General features: G+C 74.9%; 9 protein-coding genes. 3 read left to right on the top strand and 6 right to left on the bottom strand.

The genetic code is table 11. From position 1 onward, the window contains the following. Positions 1–37: 37 nt before the first annotated feature. Positions 38–1,984: a hypothetical protein gene (locus tag ACWEN6_RS34245; RefSeq protein ID WP_452576117.1), complete on the bottom strand. Its 1,947-nt coding sequence runs from the start codon at positions 1,982–1,984 to the stop codon at positions 38–40. A 264-nt stretch (positions 1,985–2,248) separates the two neighbouring features. Between ACWEN6_RS34245 and ACWEN6_RS34240 the strand changes: the two genes are divergently transcribed. The 3 genes from ACWEN6_RS34240 (at position 2,249) to ACWEN6_RS34230 (ending at position 10,365) form a co-directional block, all read left to right on the top strand. Continuing rightward, a complete protein-coding gene (locus ACWEN6_RS34240; RefSeq protein ID WP_452576115.1) occupies positions 2,249–5,452 on the top strand; it encodes a BTAD domain-containing putative transcriptional regulator in 3,204 nt (1,067 codons plus the stop codon). 105 nt (positions 5,453–5,557) lie between these two features. Next, positions 5,558–8,536, top strand: coding sequence for a glycoside hydrolase family 2 TIM barrel-domain containing protein (locus tag ACWEN6_RS34235; protein WP_452576113.1), 2,979 nt, complete (start codon positions 5,558–5,560; stop codon positions 8,534–8,536). Positions 8,537–8,598: 62 nt separating this feature from the next. After that, positions 8,599–10,365 (top strand): thiamine pyrophosphate-dependent enzyme, encoded by a 1,767-nt coding sequence (locus ACWEN6_RS34230; RefSeq protein ID WP_452576111.1) that lies wholly within the window; start codon positions 8,599–8,601, stop codon positions 10,363–10,365. A 393-nt stretch (positions 10,366–10,758) separates the two neighbouring features. On the opposite strand, the gene ACWEN6_RS34225 is transcribed toward ACWEN6_RS34230, so the two are convergent. From ACWEN6_RS34225 to pcaH, 5 genes are all read right to left on the bottom strand, one after another. Next, the gene (locus tag ACWEN6_RS34225; protein ID WP_354923836.1) at positions 10,759–11,313 is read right to left on the bottom strand and encodes a hypothetical protein; all 555 of its coding nucleotides are present in this window, start codon (positions 11,311–11,313) and stop codon (positions 10,759–10,761) included. 546 nt (positions 11,314–11,859) lie between these two features. After that, on the bottom strand, positions 11,860–13,266 hold the full coding sequence (gene pcaDC / locus ACWEN6_RS34220) for a bifunctional 3-oxoadipate enol-lactonase/4-carboxymuconolactone decarboxylase PcaDC (protein WP_452576109.1): 1,407 nt from the start codon (positions 13,264–13,266) through the stop codon (positions 11,860–11,862). Beyond that, a complete protein-coding gene (pcaB, locus tag ACWEN6_RS34215) occupies positions 13,263–14,855 on the bottom strand; it encodes a 3-carboxy-cis,cis-muconate cycloisomerase (RefSeq protein ID WP_452576201.1) in 1,593 nt (530 codons plus the stop codon). The genes pcaDC and pcaB overlap by 4 nt, the downstream gene beginning before the upstream one ends. A gap of 205 nt (positions 14,856–15,060) precedes the next feature. Beyond that, a complete protein-coding gene (gene pcaG, locus ACWEN6_RS34210) occupies positions 15,061–15,633 on the bottom strand; it encodes a protocatechuate 3,4-dioxygenase subunit alpha (RefSeq protein WP_354923842.1) in 573 nt (190 codons plus the stop codon). 109 nt (positions 15,634–15,742) lie between these two features. Further along, a complete protein-coding gene (pcaH, locus tag ACWEN6_RS34205) occupies positions 15,743–16,594 on the bottom strand; it encodes a protocatechuate 3,4-dioxygenase subunit beta (RefSeq protein WP_452576107.1) in 852 nt (283 codons plus the stop codon). Positions 16,595–16,598: the final 4 nt, after the last annotated feature.

The following is a 16,598-nucleotide window of genomic DNA, read 5'->3' as shown; positions in this document are numbered from 1 at the left end:
AGAGGGGACCGGCCCTGTGGCGTGCGCGGACGCCCGGCTATGCGGGGTTGTAGGAGCAGAGAAGGCCGGTGTGGACGGTGGCGCGGAGCTGGCCGCCGAGGACGGGATCGGCCTCGGTGATGCGGTTGAGGGCGCGGCGGATGGCCTTGCCGACGGCGATCCGGGCGCGTTCCTCGCCGCCGGCGAACTCGCGGGCGCGGCCGGCCAGGCCGGCCGCGGAGGCGAGCTCGGCGACCAGCCAGTCGCGCTCGGCGCGCGAGGCGGCGGCGCGTTCGTGGTCGTTCATCGCCTCGTGCTCCTCGATCTCCGCCTCGAGGCGTGACAGGCGCTCCTTGTAGGTGCGCCTGGCCGCCTCGTCCAGCACCGGCTGGCCGGACGACCAGGCCGTGCCGGCGTCCCGGGAGCGGGGGCCCGCGGCCAGGTCGACGGCGGGGACCTCGTAGCCCGGGTTGGCGATCAGGACGGCCAGGTGACTCATGCCGACGCCGTGGTCCACGACCGCGGTCCGGCCGCCGAGCTCGACCAGCCACTGCTCGCCGCGCCGCCGGCACACGGCGCCCGTCGCGCGCCGCCCGCCGGCGGAGGGACGGGCGCCCGTGCCGGGCCCGCCGCCGGGCACGCTCATGCCGAGCACGGCCGCTTCCTGGGCGGCCAGGGCGAGCTGCCGGCGCGCGGCCTCGTCACGGGGCCCGTGGCGCAGCGCGAGCGCCTGCCCGAGCCGCGCCCGGGACAGCACGACCGCCGGCCGGTGCCCGATGGCCAGGTTGCCCTGGACGGCGGCCCGCAGGTGCTCCACGGCCCGGTCGAGGTCGCCGACGGTGAGCGAGGCGACTCCGAGGCAGTGGTGCACCGACCCCAGGCAGGCCGCTCCCAGGCTGACGACCACCGGCAGGTGGGCGAACGGGGCGAGCAGGGTGTACGCCTGGGCGGACAGCCGGGTGTCGGCGAGCAGGTGCGCCGCCTCGACGACCCCGTACATGGCCATCAGCCAGCTGCTGGAGCGCGGCAGGTCGGCCAGGTCCTGGCCGCACAGGCGGGCGAGCATGGCGGCCGCGAGGTGCCGGTCGCCCGCCGAGGCGGCCGCGACCGCGAGGCCCGCGAACGTGGAGTTGTCCATCGCGCTTAGCTCGGGCGAGCCGGCCAGGTCCGTCAGCACCCCGACCAGCTCGGACGCCCTGCCCTGGTACCAGCGGATGGTGCCGAGCTGCGCCCGGTGCCAGCCGAGCGCGTCGATGTCGCCGGCCTCGGCGCCCCGGGCCGCGCACGCGGCGGCGAGGGTCTCGGCCTCGGCGAACCGGCCGGCGCGGATGCTCAGCATCACCTCCATCGCCCTGACCACGAACGAGACGGCCAGGTGGTCGTGCTGTTCGAGCAGGGCCCGCAGCTCCCGCAGGCGGCGCTCGACGTGCGGGTCGGCCTCGGCGAAGGCGTCGACCGTGCGCCACAGCAGTCCCATCAGCAGGTCCCCGTGCCGGCCGGTGACCGAGGCGACCTCGATCAGTTCCTGGGCCAGGCGCCGCCGCAGCGCCTCGTGGCCGGGGCCGAGGACGCAGTGGTGGGCCAGGCTCAGCGCCTCGGCGAGCGCCACCGGGTCGCCCGCCTGCCTGGCCTGCGCGACGACGGTGAGGATCGCGGCGTGCCCGCCGGTGCGGTAGTCGTCCTCGCCGGTCAGCCTGGCCCGCAGCCGCAGCGCGGGAGAGGAGGCCGGGTCGGCGAGCGCCAGCGCGTGCCGCTGGCGCACCCGGACGTTCGCCGCGTCGGCGGCCGTGCGGTGCTCGTGCACCCAGAGGCCGCCGAGCCCGAGCGCGGCGCGGGCCATCGCGTCCCCGTCGCCGCGGCGTTGCGCGGCCCGGTAGGCCGCCTCGAACCATCGGCGGCCGGTGCGCAGGTCGCCGTCGGTGTGCAACGAGCTTTCCCCGGCTCGCAGCGACGACTCCGGTTCGCCCCCCGCGATCCGGGTCATCTGCATCTGTGCCCCGCTCACAGCCTTCCTCCGTAGTGTCGGTCATCCCCGTGTTCCCCCCGAGGGGCGCTTGGTGCGCCGGCTCCCGAGCCTGCTGGGCGGGCCTTGTAGGACGCTTGAAATTTTTAGTAAGTGATTAGTGCCGTTCGTCGGGATCGTGGTGCCATGGAGGCCGTGATGCCATGAACGGAGCCGTGCCGGATCGATGACCGTATATCCGCTTGTCCCGGCGGCGCGGACGGCCTATGCATGACGTGAACGGATAAGGCCGGTCAAGGGGGTTCGATGGAGTTCCGTGTCCTTGGACAGCTCGAGGTCTCCGAGGAGGGCCGGCCGGTGCCGCTCGGCCCCCGGAAACAGCGGGCCGTCCTCGCGGTGCTCCTCACCCGCGCGGGCCAGGTGATGTCCCTCGACCGCATCATCGAAGAGCTGTGGGAATGCTCGCCGCCTCCGACCGCGACCGGCACCGTGCAGGCGTACGTGTCCAACCTGCGCACCATCGTCGAGCCGTCCAGGGGGCCCCGCGAGCCTCCCCGCGTCATCGTCACCCAGCCGCCCGGGTACATGCTGGCCGTCGCCCGCGAACAGGTCGACGCGCTGGTCTTCGAGGACGCCGTCAGGCAGGGCAGGAAGCTGCTGGGCAGGAGCCGGCCCTGGGACGCCCGCACCGTCCTGGAAGGGGCGCTCGCCCTGTGGCGGGGCACGCCGTACGAGAACCTCGCCGAGTACGCCTTCGCCCGCCAGGAGGGCGAGCGGCTGGGCGACCTGCGCCTGATCGCGATGGAGACCCACGCCGAGAGCCTGCTGGCCCTCGGGCTGCACCACGAGGTGCTGGAGGCCCTGGAGAGGCTGACCGCCGACCACCCGCTGCGCGAGAGCCTCGTGGCCCTGCGCATGCTCGCCCTCTACCGGGCCGGGCGCCAGTCGGAGGCCCTGGACGCCTTCCACCAGGTGCGGCTGGCGTTGGCGGACCAGTTCGGCATCGATCCCGGCCCGGCGCTGCGCCGCCGGTTCGACGAGATCCTCAGCCAGTCCGCCTCCCTGGACCCCGAGGCCCCCGTCCTCGCCCCGGTGACCCTGCCCGAACGCGTCCCCGCCCCGCCCGCGGAACAGCTCATCGGCCGCGGCCTGGAGCTCAGCCTCGCCGAGTCCGACCTCAAGGCCGCGCTCGACGGGGAGGGGCGCACGCTGCTGCTGGTCGGCGAGCCGGGCATCGGCAAGACCCGGCTGGCCGAGGCGGTCGCCGAACGGGCGGACACCCACGGATCCCTCGTCGTGTGGAGCCGCGCCGTCGAGGACGCGGCGACGCCCCCGTACTGGCTGGGGGTGCAACTGCTCAGACGGCTGGCGGAGGAGCTGCCCGAGGCGTTCGCCGAGGCGGCCCGCCCGCACGCCACGCTGCTCGCCCCGCTGATCCCGGCGCTGCTGGAGGCGCCCGTCCCCGCCGACCCGCACCTGCGGGCCCTTTCCGCCGAGCACATCCGCGTCCCCATCTACGACGCCATCGCCCGCGTCGTGGTCCGGCTGGCCGCCCTGCGGCCGCTCACGCTGGTGTTCGAGGACCTGCACTGGGCCGACCCGCCCTCGATCCAGCTCACCGCCTACCTCGCCGCCGAGCTGTGGCGCTCGCCGGTGCTGCTGGTCGTCACGCTGCGCGACGACCGGCACGACCCGCCGGTCGCCGACCTGCTGGCGTCCCTGGTCAGGGAGCGGCGCACGCGCAGGCTGCAGCTCGGCCCGCTGGACGTGGACGACGTCGCCATGCTGGTGAAGAACTGCACCGAGGGCGCCGTCCCCTCCGAGCTGCCGGCCGTCCTGCACGAGCGCACCGGCGGCAACCCGTTCTTCGTCACCGAGCTCACCCGCATGCTGCGGAGCGAACGCGCCCTCAGCGACCAGGACATCCGCACCCGGCTGGAGCGCGAGATCCCGGCGGGGGTGCGGGACGTCATCCGCCGCCGCCGGCACCGGCTGCCCGACTCCGCGCGGGAGACGCTGTCGATCGCCGCCGTCGCCGGGCAGGAGTTCGGCATGGCGCCGCTGGCCACCGTCACCGGGCTGGACGAGGAGCGCCTGCTGGAGAGCCTGGAGAGCGCCGTCGTCACCGGCCTGCTCGTGGAGGACCCCTCCGCCGTCGGCCGTTACCGCTTCGCCCACCCTCTGGTCAGGGAGACCGTGTACGCCGAGCTCGGCCAGGTGAGGCGGGCGCGGCTGCACGAGAAGATCGGGCTCGCGCTGCTGCGGTCCGGCGCCGACGTCGACGAGATCGCCCACCACCTGTGGGAGGCGTGGCCGGTGACCGGCCCCGCGGTCGCGCTCCCGCACGTCTTCGCCGCGGCGCGGCGCGCGCAGAGCTCCCTCGCCCACGAGCACGCCGAGACGCTGCTGCAACGCGCCCTGCTGCTGGCGCGGGCGCTGCCCGGCGAGCAGGAGCGCGTCGACCAGGAACTGCGCATCCAGGTGCGCCTCGGTGCGCTGCTCGCCCGGCGGCACGGGTACGCCAGCGAGCCGGCCCGCGCGGCGTTCCTGCGCGCCCGCGACCTGACGGCGCGCAGCGCGCTGCCGAGCGCGCAGTGGGTTCCGGCCGCCTGGGGACTGTGCGTGGCGGCGATCAACGGCGGCCGGCTGGACGAGGCCGAACGCGTCGCCCTGAGCCTCGCCGAGCACACCGAGGACGCGCTGGCCGCGCTCGCCGCCGTGCACGGCCGGGGCATGATCACCTTCTTCCGCGGGGACCAGCACCTGGCGAGCAAGCTGCTGGCCTCCAGCGTCGGCCTGGCCGACCGCGCGGGGGAGGTGGCGGCCGTCCTGCGGTTCAACGACCCGCGCGTTCACGGCCGGTCCATCGCCGCGCTGTCGGCCGCGCTGCGCGGGGACGACGCCGAGGCCGACCTCCTGGACCAGGAGGCGCGCGAGCGGGCCGCCGCCCTGGACAGCCCGGTGCCCGAGGGCCTCACTTCGATCTTCGCCGCGCGGCTCGCCTGGCTGCGCGGGGACGCCCACCTGACCTGGCGGCACGCCACCGCCGCCCTCGACCGGGTCAGCCGGTACTCCATCACCCCGATCAGCGTGATGGGGACCATCCTGGCCGGCTGGGCCGAGGCCGAGCTCGCCGAACCCGCGGACGCCGAGGAGGGCATCACGCGGCTGAAGTACGGCCTGGACGAGCTGTCGCGCACCGGCACCGCGCTCAACCGGCCCTGCTTCCTCGGCATGCTGGCCCAGCAGGAACTGCGGCGCGGGCGTGCCGCCGACGCGCTGGCGCGGCTCGACCAGGCCGAGGAGATCGCCGCCGAGACCGGGGAGCGCGCCTTCCAGGCCAGGAACCTGCACCTGCGGGCACTGGCGCTCCACGCCTGCGGCCGCCCCGTGGAAGAGGCGTCGCGGCCGCTGCGCCAGGCGATGGTCGTGGCCGGCGCCCAGGGCGCGGTGCTGTTCCTGCGCCAGGCCGAGACGGCCCTCGCCCACCTCACTCCCGAGCCCGGCTGACGGGTGATCATGCCGTCGGGGTGGTGTCGCGGGGGAGAGGCGGGGCGTTAGCGTCGTGGTGCACCGGTTCATCCACGCTGACGACCGACGACCAGAGGACCAACAGTGACGAGCGACCTGCCCGCCCTGATCTCCGATGATCTGTCACCCGAGGGCACGCCCCCCTACCTGACCTGGACCGGGCCGCCGGTCGGCACCCGGGTCCCGCGCACCGCGCCGGCCTGCCCGGGCCCGCGCCTGGACCTCGACGGCCCCTGGCGGTTCCACTGGGCCGCACGGCCCGGCGAGGCGCCGTCCGGGTTCGCCGATCCGGGTTTCGACGACGGCGGCTGGGACGAGTTGCCCGTGCCCGCCCACTGGCAGCTCCACGGCTACGGCCGCCCCTGGTACACCAACATCCAGTACCCCTTCCCCGTGGACCCGCCGCACGTGCCCGGCGACAACCCCACCGGCTCCTACCGGCGGCGGTTCCGGCTCGGCGCGGACTGGCTCGGCGCCGTCGCCGCCGGCGGGCGGGTCGTGCTGCGCTTCGAGGGCGTCGACTCCACGGCCGCGGTGTGGCTGAACGGCGGCCCGCTGGGCCTGGTCGTCGGGTCCCGGCTGCCCGCGGAGTTCGACGTCACCGCCCACGTCCGGGAGGGCGACAACGTCGTGGCCGTGCGCGTGCACCAGTGGTCGGCGGCCAGCTACCTGGAAGACCAGGACATGTGGTGGCTTTCCGGCATCTTCCGCTCGGTCGCCCTCGAACTGCTGCCCGCCGGGGCTCCGTCGGACGTCGTGGTGCACGCCGACTACGAGCCGGGCACCGGCCACGGGCTGCTGCGCGTGGAGTGCGACGTGCCCGCCACGGTGGAGATCGCCGAACTCGGCCTGTCCGGCCGCACCGGCGAGGACCTTCCGGCCGGCCCCGTCGAACCGTGGAGCGCCGAGGCGCCGCGGCTGTACGAGGCGGTGGTCGCCACCGAGACCGGGCGGGTGGCGGTCGCGGCCGGCTTCCGCCGCGTCGGCGTCGACGGCGGGGTCTTCACGGTGAACGGCCGCGAGGTGCTGCTGCGCGGGGTCAACCGGCACGAGTTCCACCCCGAGCGCGGGCGCGCGCTCACCTTCCAGGACATGCTCGACGACGTGCTCATCCTCAAAAGGCACAACGTCAACGCCGTGCGCACCTCGCACTATCCGCCGCATCCGCACTTCCTGGACCTGTGCGACCGCCACGGGCTGTACGTGATCGACGAGTGCGACCTGGAGACCCACGGCTTTGAGGCCGGGGGATGGCAGGGCAACCCGTCGGCCGAGCCGATGTGGCGGGACGCCCTGGTCGACCGCATGCGCCGCATGGTGGCCCGCGACCGGAACCACCCGAGCGTCGTCATGTGGTCGCTCGGCAACGAGGCCGGGACGGGCGCCGGCCTGGCCGCGATGTACGACTTCGCCAAGCGGGCCGACCCGTCGAGGCCCGTCCACTACGAGGGGGACCAGGAGACCCGCTGCAGCGACGTGTGGTCGCAGATGTACCCCGCCACCGAGGCGGTCGCCGCCGTCGCCGCCCGGTCCGAGCCGCCGCTGCCCGACCCCGCCCAGGACGCCGCCCGGCGCGGCAAGCCGTACCTGTTGTGCGAGTACGCGCACGCCATGGGCAACGGCCCGGGCGGGCTGCTCTCGTACCGCGAGCTGATGGAGTCCAGTGACCGGTGCATGGGCGGGTTCGTGTGGGAGTACATCGACCACGGCCTGGCCGCCGCCGACGACCGGGGGAGGCCGATCTTCGCCTACGGCGGGGACTTCGGCGAGTCGCCCCACGACGGCAACTTCGTGTGCGACGGGCTGATGTTCGCCGACCGGACGCCCTCGCCGGGCATGGTGGAGTACGCCAAGGTCATCGAGCCCGTGCGCGTGGAGGCCGCCGGGCCGGGACGGCTGCGGGTGCGCAACGTCCAGGACCACATCGGCCTGTCCCACCTGGAGTTCGGCTGGACGGCCGAGGCCGGCGGCGTCGAGGCGGGCAAGGGGACGCTCGCCGTGCCCGACCTCGCGCCGTGGGAGAGCGCCGAACTCGACGTGCCCGAGGAGGCGGCGGCCCTCGCGGGCTCGGATGACCGCTTCCTGACGGTGACCGCCCGGCTGTCCGCCGCCACCTCCTGGGCCCCCGCCGGCCATGTGGTCGCCCGCGCCCAGATCCCGCTTCCCGCCTCCGCCCCCTCGCCCGAGCCCGTCCCCACCGGCCCGGCCGCCGTGACCCCCGCCGGCGCGCGGCCCGTCCGGGAGGCCGGCGGGCTGCTGCGGCTCGGGTCCGCCGTCTTCGACCTGACCCGGGGCGAGCTGCGCGAACTGGCGGGCATGCCCGTCGCCGGCCCCCGGCTGGAGCTGTGGCGCGCGCCCACCGACAACGACCGGCTCGGCCACCGGCCCGAGGGGGTGACCACCGCGGCCATGTGGGAGGCGCTCGGCCTGCACCGGCTCACCCACCGGCTCGTCTCCGCCCAGGAGGAACCCGGCGGCGTCGTCTTCACCGTCAGGACCGCGGCGGCCGGGCTCCGCGACGGGGTCCTGACCCGCTACCGGTGGCGCGCCGCCGGGGACACGCTCGCCGCCTCGATCAGCCTCGCCCCGCAGGGCGCGTGGGCGTTCCCGGTCGCCCGGCTGGGCTGGACCTTTGAGTTGCCCGCCGCGCTGGACTCGGTGACCTGGCTCGGCGGCGGGCCCGGCGAGGCGTACGCCGACACCCGGGCGGCCTCCCGGTTCGGCAGGTACACCGCCGCGGTCGCCGACCTGCACACCCCCTACGCCCGGCCCCAGGAGAACGGGCAGCGGCTCGACGTCGCCTGGGTGGAGCCCAGCGGCCCCGAGGGCGGGATCCGGGTGTCGGGAGAGCCGCGCTTCGGGTTCACCGCGACCCGCTTTTCGCCGCGGCGTCTGGCGGGCACCGCGCACCAGGGGTCCCTGGAGCCGGAGGACGTGCTGTACCTGCACGTCGACCTGGCACAGCGGGGCATCGGCTCGGCGTCGTGCGGCCCCGCGCTCCCCGGCCGGCACGAAGTCCTGCTCACCCCGGTGACCTTCGACCTCTCCCTGACGCCGGGGTGAAACGTGGGTCATGAAATGGCGCCGCATCGTTTAGCGCCCCCATAGTGGGCATCCCGCGAGGTATGACGCAGATCGCCTCGGAAGTACTCATCCAACGGCTGATCGCCTGGGGAGTCGACACGGTGTACGGCCTGCCCGGCGACGGCATCAACGGGATCATGGAAGGGCTGCGCCGGCATGCCGACCGGATCAAGTTCGTCCTGGTCCACCACGAGGAGGCGGCCGCGTTCATGGCGGTCGGCCATGCCAAGTCCACCGGCCGCATCGGGGTGTGCCTGGCGACCTCCGGGCCCGGCGGCATCCACCTGCTCAACGGACTGTACGACGCCAAGCTGGACCACCAGCCGGTCCTGGCCATCACCGGCATGCAGGAGACCAGCGTCCTCGGCACCGCCTACCAGCAGGAGGTGCGCCTGGACCAGGTGTTCGCCGACGTCGCCGAGTACAACCTCGTCGTCGACAACCCCGCCCAGCTCCCAGGGGTGGTGGACCTCGCGATCCGCACCGCCTACGCCCGGCGCGGGGTCGCCCACCTGACCGTGCCCAACGACGTCCAGGTCGCCGACGCCGACGCCGACCCCTACCAGCACATGGGCCCGGGCGCCCCGCCCCGCACCGCGCCGATCTACCTCGCCCCTCCGGGCGTGCCCCGCGCCGAGGACCTGCGGGCCGCGGCCGAGGTGCTCGACGCGGGGGAGCGGGTGGCGATCCTGGCCGGGGCGGGGGCCCTGCACGCCCGCCGGGAGGTGCTGGCCGTCGCCGACGTCCTCGGCGCGCCGGTGATCAAAACCCTGCCCGGCAAGGCCGTCATCCCCGACGACTCCCCGTACGCGGTCGGCGGCATCGGGCTGCTCGGCACGCGGCCCGGCGAGGACCTCGTCGAGGACTGCGACACCCTGCTCATGGTCGGGACGAACTTCCCCTACACCAAGCACCTTCCCGAACCCGGCAAGGTGCGCGTGGTGCAGCTGGAGGCCGACCCGGCGCGGGCCGGCGCGCGGCTGCCCACCGAGGTGCCGATGATCGGGGACGCCAAGGAGGGGCTCGCCGCGCTGCTGCCCCTGCTGACCCGCAAGCACGACCGCGGCCACCTGGAGAAGTACCAGAAAGCCATGGACGGCTGGCGGCGGCGGATGGCGGACCTGGAGTCCCCCCGCCGCGACCCGATAGCCCCGCAGTACCTCGTGGCGTGCGTCGACCGCGCCGCGTCCGACGACGCCATCCTGACCTGCGACTCGGGCACCATCGCCACCTGGGCGGCGCGGCACTGGACCATTCGCGGCGACCGCGGCTTCTACCTGTCGGGCAATCTCGCCTCGATGGCCCCCGGGCTGCCGTACGCCATCGCGATGCAGCACGCCCACCCGGACAGGCAGGTGATCGCCTTCGTGGGCGACGGCGGCTTCGCGATGCTCATGGCCGAGTTCCTCACCGCCGCGCGGTACGGGCTGCCGATCACCGTCGTGGTCAACAACAACGGCTCGCTGGGGCAGATCCTGTGGGAGCAGATGGTTCTTGGGTTCCCCGAGCACGGCGTCCGCTTCGGCGCCCCGGCCTCGGACTTCTCAGGGTGGGCGCGCTCGTGCGGCGGATACGGCCGCAAGGTCACCGACCCCGGCGAGCTCGCCGGCGCGGTGGCCGAGGCGCTCGCCCACCCAGGGCCGGCGCTGCTCGACGTCGACGTCGATCCCAACGAGCCGCCCATGCCCGGCAAGGTGGACTACCAGCAGGCCAAGAAGTTCGCCCAGGCGTTCCTGCGCGGCCAGCCCAACAAGGCGGCCATCGCCACGACCCTGTTCAAGGACCGCATCTCCCACCTGGGTCACTGACCCGGATGTCCTGTCCGGTCACCCGCCGCCGTCACCATGACCCCGGCATGGGAACGTGACGCCCCGGCGCCCGGCCCGGCCCGCGGCCGGTCCACCATGGCGGACCGGCCGGGACGTGAACGGTGCCGGGACGTGAAGGCCGCGACGTGGACGGTGCCCGACGTGGACGGCGCCGCGACGTGGACGGTGCCGGGACGTGCAGGCCGGGACATGAAGGCGGTCGCGACGTGAACGCGGTCGCGACGTGACGCCCGCCCGGCCGTGGGCGACGAGACCCTCACGGTGCCCCGCGCCCGGACCCTCGGCCGCGCGGTGGCCGGGGCCCGGCCGGGCCTCGTGGGCCCGGCCGGTTCCCGGATGCCGGGCGCGTCCCCGGGCTTGTCCCTGTGGACCCTATTCGACCCTCCGCGCGGCGTCTTTCTTGGCGACGGGCTTCTCGTGCTTGACGTGGACCTCGTGCGAGTGCGCCTTCTCCGGCTTGTGGCGGAACCAGTCCCTCGCGTCCCGCCGGAGTGACTCGCGGGCCTCGTTGAAGCTGTGGAACCGGCGCATGTGCCGCGTGTGGTAGATGTCATCGGCGAAATGACCGTTGTGGTAGTGCCGGTGGTGGCCGTGGTGCCCGCGGCCGCCGCCTCCGCCGCCGCCCCCGCCGTACACGTCGTAGACGTCGGTCTTGCCGTGCTCGGGCTTGTAGGCGTGATGCTTGTAGTGCTTGTGCGGGCGCTTGACGTAGTGCTTGCGGGCTTCCTTTCTGGGCTTCTTCTCGGGAACCTCGCCTCCGCCTCCGCCCTCGGGCGCCGACGGGAACGCGAAGTCGACCTGGGAGCCGTCCTCGGAGGTGCCGGGGTGCGAGTCGGCCTGCGCGGGAAGCGCCGGCGCCATGAGCACCCCGGCCGTCATCGCCGCGCCGATGTACACGGACAGGGACCGGCCGTTGATCCTTCGCATCAAGGACCGCCTGTTCTCAGGTGAGATAATCACCTAACTACCCCCCAATTAGTTAAGGCAGCGAATTGCGCTTTGTATCACCATAATGGCGGCACATAGCTGAACTACCCCCATATTGCGGCGGCAACACAGATGATTAATGGGGCCAACTATGGCGACTGCCGGTTAATACGGCAAAAGGGGTATGGCGCCGACGGGCCATTTGCACGGTATATCGGATGAAGGGCTTTATATCCCCATAACTGGGACGTCCGCGCACGACCCCCGTCCCGGCCGCCCACCAGCGGGACACCGGTCCCGGCCGTCGGCCGGCGGGACACCGGTCCCGGCAGCTGTTCCAGTGCCGCTCGACCGGCGGGACACTAATCCCGGCCGTCGACCAGCGGGACACCGGTCCCGGCCGTCGACCAGCGGGACACCGGTCCCGGCCGCCGACCGGCGAGACGTACGGTCGGCGCGTGCGCCTGGATCCGCTCCGCACGCCTTCGGTGGACTTTGGAGCGGACCCTCGGGCCGGCGTTCCCTCGGACCGGCCGGCCAGCCTGGTCAGCCGGTGGGAGGCGGAGGCTGTCCCGCCTCTTCGCCGAGCACCCGGTCGGCGACGGCGAAGGCGCTGTTGGCGGCGGGGACGCCGCAGTAGACGGCCGTCTGGAGCAGGACCTCCCGGATCTCCTCGGGGCTGAGGCCGTTGCGCAGCGCCGCGCGCACGTGCATGGCCAGTTCCTCCAGGTGGCCGCGCGCCACCAGAGCCGTGAGCGTCACGCAGCTGCGGGCACGCCGGTCGAGCCCGGGGCGGGTCCAGATCTCCCCCCAGGCGTAGCGGGTGATGAAGTCCTGGAACGGCGACGTGAAGTCCGTCGTGCGGGCGATCGCCCGGTCGACATGCTCGTCTCCCAGGACCGCACGCCGCGCGGCCATCCCCTCGGCGTACCGCGCCCCGGCGTCCGCGGGGCCGGCATGCTCCCCGGGCGCGGCGACGCTCCGGGCGGTGGGTCCGGCGGGCGCGGTCGCAGGGACGGGCGCGGAAGCGGCCTCCGGGGCGGAAGCGATGTCCGGAGCGGACGCGACCTCCGGGGCCGAAGCGACCTTCGGGGCGTAATCGGTGGCCGGGGCGGAAGCGGTCTCCAGGACGGAGGCGATTTCCAGGGCGAAATTCGTGTCAGGGGCGGGGGACAGGTGGGCGAGCAGGGCGGCCAGGACGGGGCCGGGGCGCTCGACGCCGGCCAGGTGGGCGGCGTGGCTCACCTCCGTGAGCGAGGCTCCCGGGATGCCGTCGGCCAGCTCGCGGGCGTGGCGCGGCGGAGTGGCGGGGTCGTCACGGCCCGCGACGACCAGCGTGGGCGCGGTCACGCGCGGCAGATCGGCGCGCAGGTCGTAGGCGGCCAGCGCGTCGCAGCAGGCCGCGTAGCCCTCCGGGTCGGCGGCGCGAAGGTCCTCGGTCAGCGCCCGGGCCACCGGCGCCCGCGCGAACGCCGGGGTGAACCACCGCGCGGCGGCGACGTCGGCCACCGGGCCGGTGCCCTCGGCCCGCACCAGCGCGCCGCGTTCGCGCCAGCTCTCCGGTTCGCCGAACCGGGCCGAGGAGCACACCAGGGCGAGCGAGGTGACCCGCTCGGGGTGGTGGACGGCCAGCCACGCGCCGACGGCCCCGCCAAGCGAGACTCCGGCGTAGGCGAAGGCGTCCAGGCCGAGCGCGTCGGCCAGGTCCAGGACCAGGCGGGCGAGGTCGGCGACGGTGGTGGCGCCCGGCGCGGTGCTGGGCAGCAGATCGGCGGGGGAGCGGCCGTGCCCGGGCAGATCCCAGCGCACGACCCGGTGGTGGCGGGTCAGCACCGGCACCTGCGGGTCCCAGACGGCGAGGCTCGTGCCCAGCGAGGGACCGAGGACCAGCGGCGGCGCCGAGTCCGCCCCGTCCACCCGGTGGGCCGGCGGGCGCGGCGCGGCGGCGGTCATGACGTCCTCTCGATGGTGCGGAGGGCCCGGTCGACCAGGGCCCCGGCGGAGCCCAGGTACCGCGCCGGGTCGGCGAGCGCCCGCAACTCCTCCCACGACACCCCGGTGTTCTTGCCGGAGGGTCCGTCGTGTTCCGCGGGTGTCCTGGTGTTCTTGTCGGACGGTCCGTCGTCTTCCCCAGGTGCCCCGGTGTTCTGCTTGGACGACCCGGTGTCATCTCCTGGAGGCGCCGCGTCCCGCCCGGAGGCGGCGGTGTCCTGGTGGGACAGGGCGGCCGCCCCGTGCGGTTCGGCGGCGAGGGCGTCATGGCGGGACAGGAGGGCGGCCACGTCCGGTTCCGCGGCGAGGGCGTCGGCCAGGTCGATGCCCTCCTCGGCGGCGCGGCGGGAGGCGCGGGTCACCGCCCGCTTCGCGCGGTCCCTGCCGATCGAGGCGGCCAGGGCGATGCTCAGGTGCTCGGCCGCCACCAGGCCGCCGGTCATGCCGAGGTTGTCGCTCATGCGCCGGGGATGCACCCGGAGCCCCTCGGCCAGCTCCGCGGCTTCCCGGGCGGCCCCGCCGACCAGGCGCACCGCCTCGCGCGCCGGCTGCCACTCGGCGTGCCAGGCGCCGGCCGGACGCTCGTCCTCGGCGGCCAGCGAGCCGTGCAGCACGCCGGTCAGCGCGGGGACCTGCCGCGCCGCGGCGGCGATGAGCACCGCGCGCACCGGGTTGGACTTGTGCGGCATCGCCGAGGACCCGCCGCCCTGGCCCTCCGCCACCTCGCCGGCCTCGGTGCGCGACAGGACGAGCACGTCGGCCGCCATCTTGCCGAGCGCGCCCGCGGTGAACGCCAGCGCCCCCGCGAGGTCGGCGATCGGCGCCCGCAAGGTGTGCCACGGGAGCACGGGCTCGGTCAGCCCGGTCTCGGCCGCGAAGGCGGCCAGCAGCCGCATCCCGACGTCACCCTCCCGATGGGCGGCTCCGGCCCGCCCGCTCGCGTAGGCGTGGAAGGCGGCCAGGGTGCCGGCGGCGCCGCCGAGCTGGGCGGGCAGGCTGGCGCGCACGGTGGCCAGCCGGTCGCGGGCGCCGGCGGCCAGGGTCAGCCAGCCGGCGGCCTTGAGGCCGAACGTGGTCGGCACCGCGTGCTGGGTGAGCGTGCGGCCCGCCATCGGGGTGTCGCGGTGCGCGGCGGCCAGCTCCGCCAGCGCCCGCACCGTCCGCCCGAGGTCGGCCAGCACCGTTTCGAGGGCGCGGCTCGCGACGAGCATCAGCGCGGTGTCCCAGATGTCCTGGCTGGTGGCGCCGCGGTGGACGTACGGGGCGGCCTCCGAGTCGCGCGCCGCGACCGCGGCGGTGAGGTCTGCCACCAGCGGGATGACCGGATTGCCGCCGGAGCGGGCCCGCCACGCCAGGTCCCTGACGTCGTACCGCGCCGTCTCGGCCGCCGCGGCCGTCACCGCGGCCGCCGCGGCGGCGGGGGCGAGCCCGACCGTCGCCTGGGCGCGGGCGAGCGCCGCCTCGGCGTCCAGCATGCCCCGGACGAACGCGGCGTCCCCGGTCGCCGCCTCGACCTGCGAACCCGCCCAGACCGGTGCGAGCAACCCCACATCCGCCCAATCGGACCCGGTGGTCGCGGACGGGCCGGCCGGATCGGACGGGGTCTTCGCGGAGGCGGCGGCGTCCGGGGTCGGGCGGGTCGCCGGTTCCCCGGGGCCTGGCCGGTCAGCGGCCGGGTCGGCGGGTTCGGGTGTCTTCGCGGAGGCGGCGGCGCCCGGAGCCGGGCGGGCCGCCGGTTCGTCCGGGCCTGGCCGGTCAGTCGAAGGCAAGGAACACCGTCTCCTCGTGGACACCGTCGTGCTGCAGGCGGATGTCGAACCCGTAGACCTTCTCGCGTTCGGCCACGGCGAGCAACGTGGCCCGCCGCTCCGGCGGCAACGAGGCCAGCAGCGGCTCGGTGGCGGGATCGGCGAGGTCGGGCAGGTAGACGCGGGTGAACAGGTGGTGCAGCAGGCCGCGGGCGAAGACGCACACCGAGATGTACGGCACGCCGCCCGGCGGCAGCGTGCGCACCGCGTAGTGCCCGTCGGCGTCGGTGGCGACGCGCCCGAACCCGGTGAAGTCGACCCCGGTGCGGCCGATGACGGCGCCGGTGACCTGGTCGCGGCGCAGCGACCCGGGAGCTCCCGCCCGCGACCCGTCGGCGGCGGGCTGCCAGAACTCCAGCATCGCGTCCGGGACGGGCGACCCGGCTCCGTCGAACACCCGGCCGTGGACGGTGACCGTGCCGGGATGCCCGGTGGGGGCCATGTCCTCGCCCTTGGCGAACGGCAGAGCGTAGCCGTAGAAGGGGCCGACGGTCTGCGACGGGGTGGGCTGCCGCGTCATGGGGCCTCCTCGATGGGCCGGACGATGGACGGGGGTGCGGGCAGAGGGGGCAGGTGGGCGCCGGGCCGTGAACGGCGGGGGCCTGAGCGGAAGAGCGAGTGCGGGCGGGTCATCGCGCCGGTTCGGTCCAGGTCGCGGCCGGGCCGGACAGGACGATGTCCCAGCGGTATCCGAGCGACCATTCCGGGGTCGACAGGTCGTGGTCGTACCGGGCCACGAGGCGCTCGCGGGCCGCGTCGTCGGTCACCGACTGCATGATCGGGTCGAACGCGAACAGCGGGTCGCCCGGGAAGTACATCTGCGTGACCAGCCGCTGCGTGAAGGCGGAGCCGAAGACCGAGAAGTGGATGTGCGCGGGCCGCCAGGCGTTGTCGTGATTACGCCACGGGTAGGCGCCCGGCCTGATCGTCGTGAAGGCGTACCGGCCCTCGTCGTCGGTCAGGCAGCGGCCGACGCCGGTGAAGTTCGGGTCCAGCGGCGCCGGATGCCGGTCGCGCTGGTGGGCGTAGCGCCCGGAGGCGTTGGCCTGCCAGATCTCGACGAGCTGCCCGCGCACCGGCCGGCCGTCCCCGTCGAGCACCCGTCCGGTGAGGTGGATGCGCTCGCCCAGCGGCTCCCCGTGATGCTGACCGGTGAGGTCGGCGTCCAGGTCGGTGACGTCGGTGACGCCGAACACCGGGCCGCTCAGTTCCACCGCCTCGGGATCGCCGACCGCCACCAGGTCGTGGCGCGGGTGACGCAGCAGGCTGCTGCGGTAGGGCGGATAGCCCCGCGCCGGGTGGTCCCGGCGGGCCGCGCCGCCCTCGACGGCCTTGACGTAGTCCTGCCGCGCCTGCGTGATCTCCGCGCTGATGATCTCCTGGGTGACCGGCGCGGCGGCGCCGCCGGCCGGCGGGCCGGCCTCGCGCGCGTTGCCGGCCGGTGCGGGGACGGCGGGAGACGGCTCGGGGGTGGTGGGCATGTGT

The sequence above is a fragment of the Sphaerisporangium sp. NPDC004334 genome (genome assembly GCF_053602655.1).
The sequence above is the reverse complement of the archived record's forward strand: the minus strand, read 5'-3'. Positions and strand labels throughout refer to the sequence as shown.

What these genes read in the sequence shown, in the direction of transcription:
- ACWEN6_RS34240 (WP_452576115.1), top strand. Translation starts at nt 2,249, where the DNA reads ATGGAGTTCCGTGTCCTTGGACAGCTCGAGGTCTCCGAGGAGGGCCGG.
- ACWEN6_RS34230 (WP_452576111.1), top strand. Translation starts at nt 8,599, where the DNA reads ATGACGCAGATCGCCTCGGAAGTACTCATCCAACGGCTGATCGCCTGG.
- ACWEN6_RS34225 (WP_354923836.1), bottom strand. Translation starts at nt 11,313, where the DNA reads ATGCGAAGGATCAACGGCCGGTCCCTGTCCGTGTACATCGGCGCGGCG.
- pcaDC (WP_452576109.1), bottom strand. Translation starts at nt 13,266, where the DNA reads ATGACCGCCGCCGCGCCGCGCCCGCCGGCCCACCGGGTGGACGGGGCG.
- pcaG (WP_354923842.1), bottom strand. Translation starts at nt 15,633, where the DNA reads ATGACGCGGCAGCCCACCCCGTCGCAGACCGTCGGCCCCTTCTACGGC.
- pcaH (WP_452576107.1), bottom strand. Translation starts at nt 16,594, where the DNA reads ATGCCCACCACCCCCGAGCCGTCTCCCGCCGTCCCCGCACCGGCCGGC.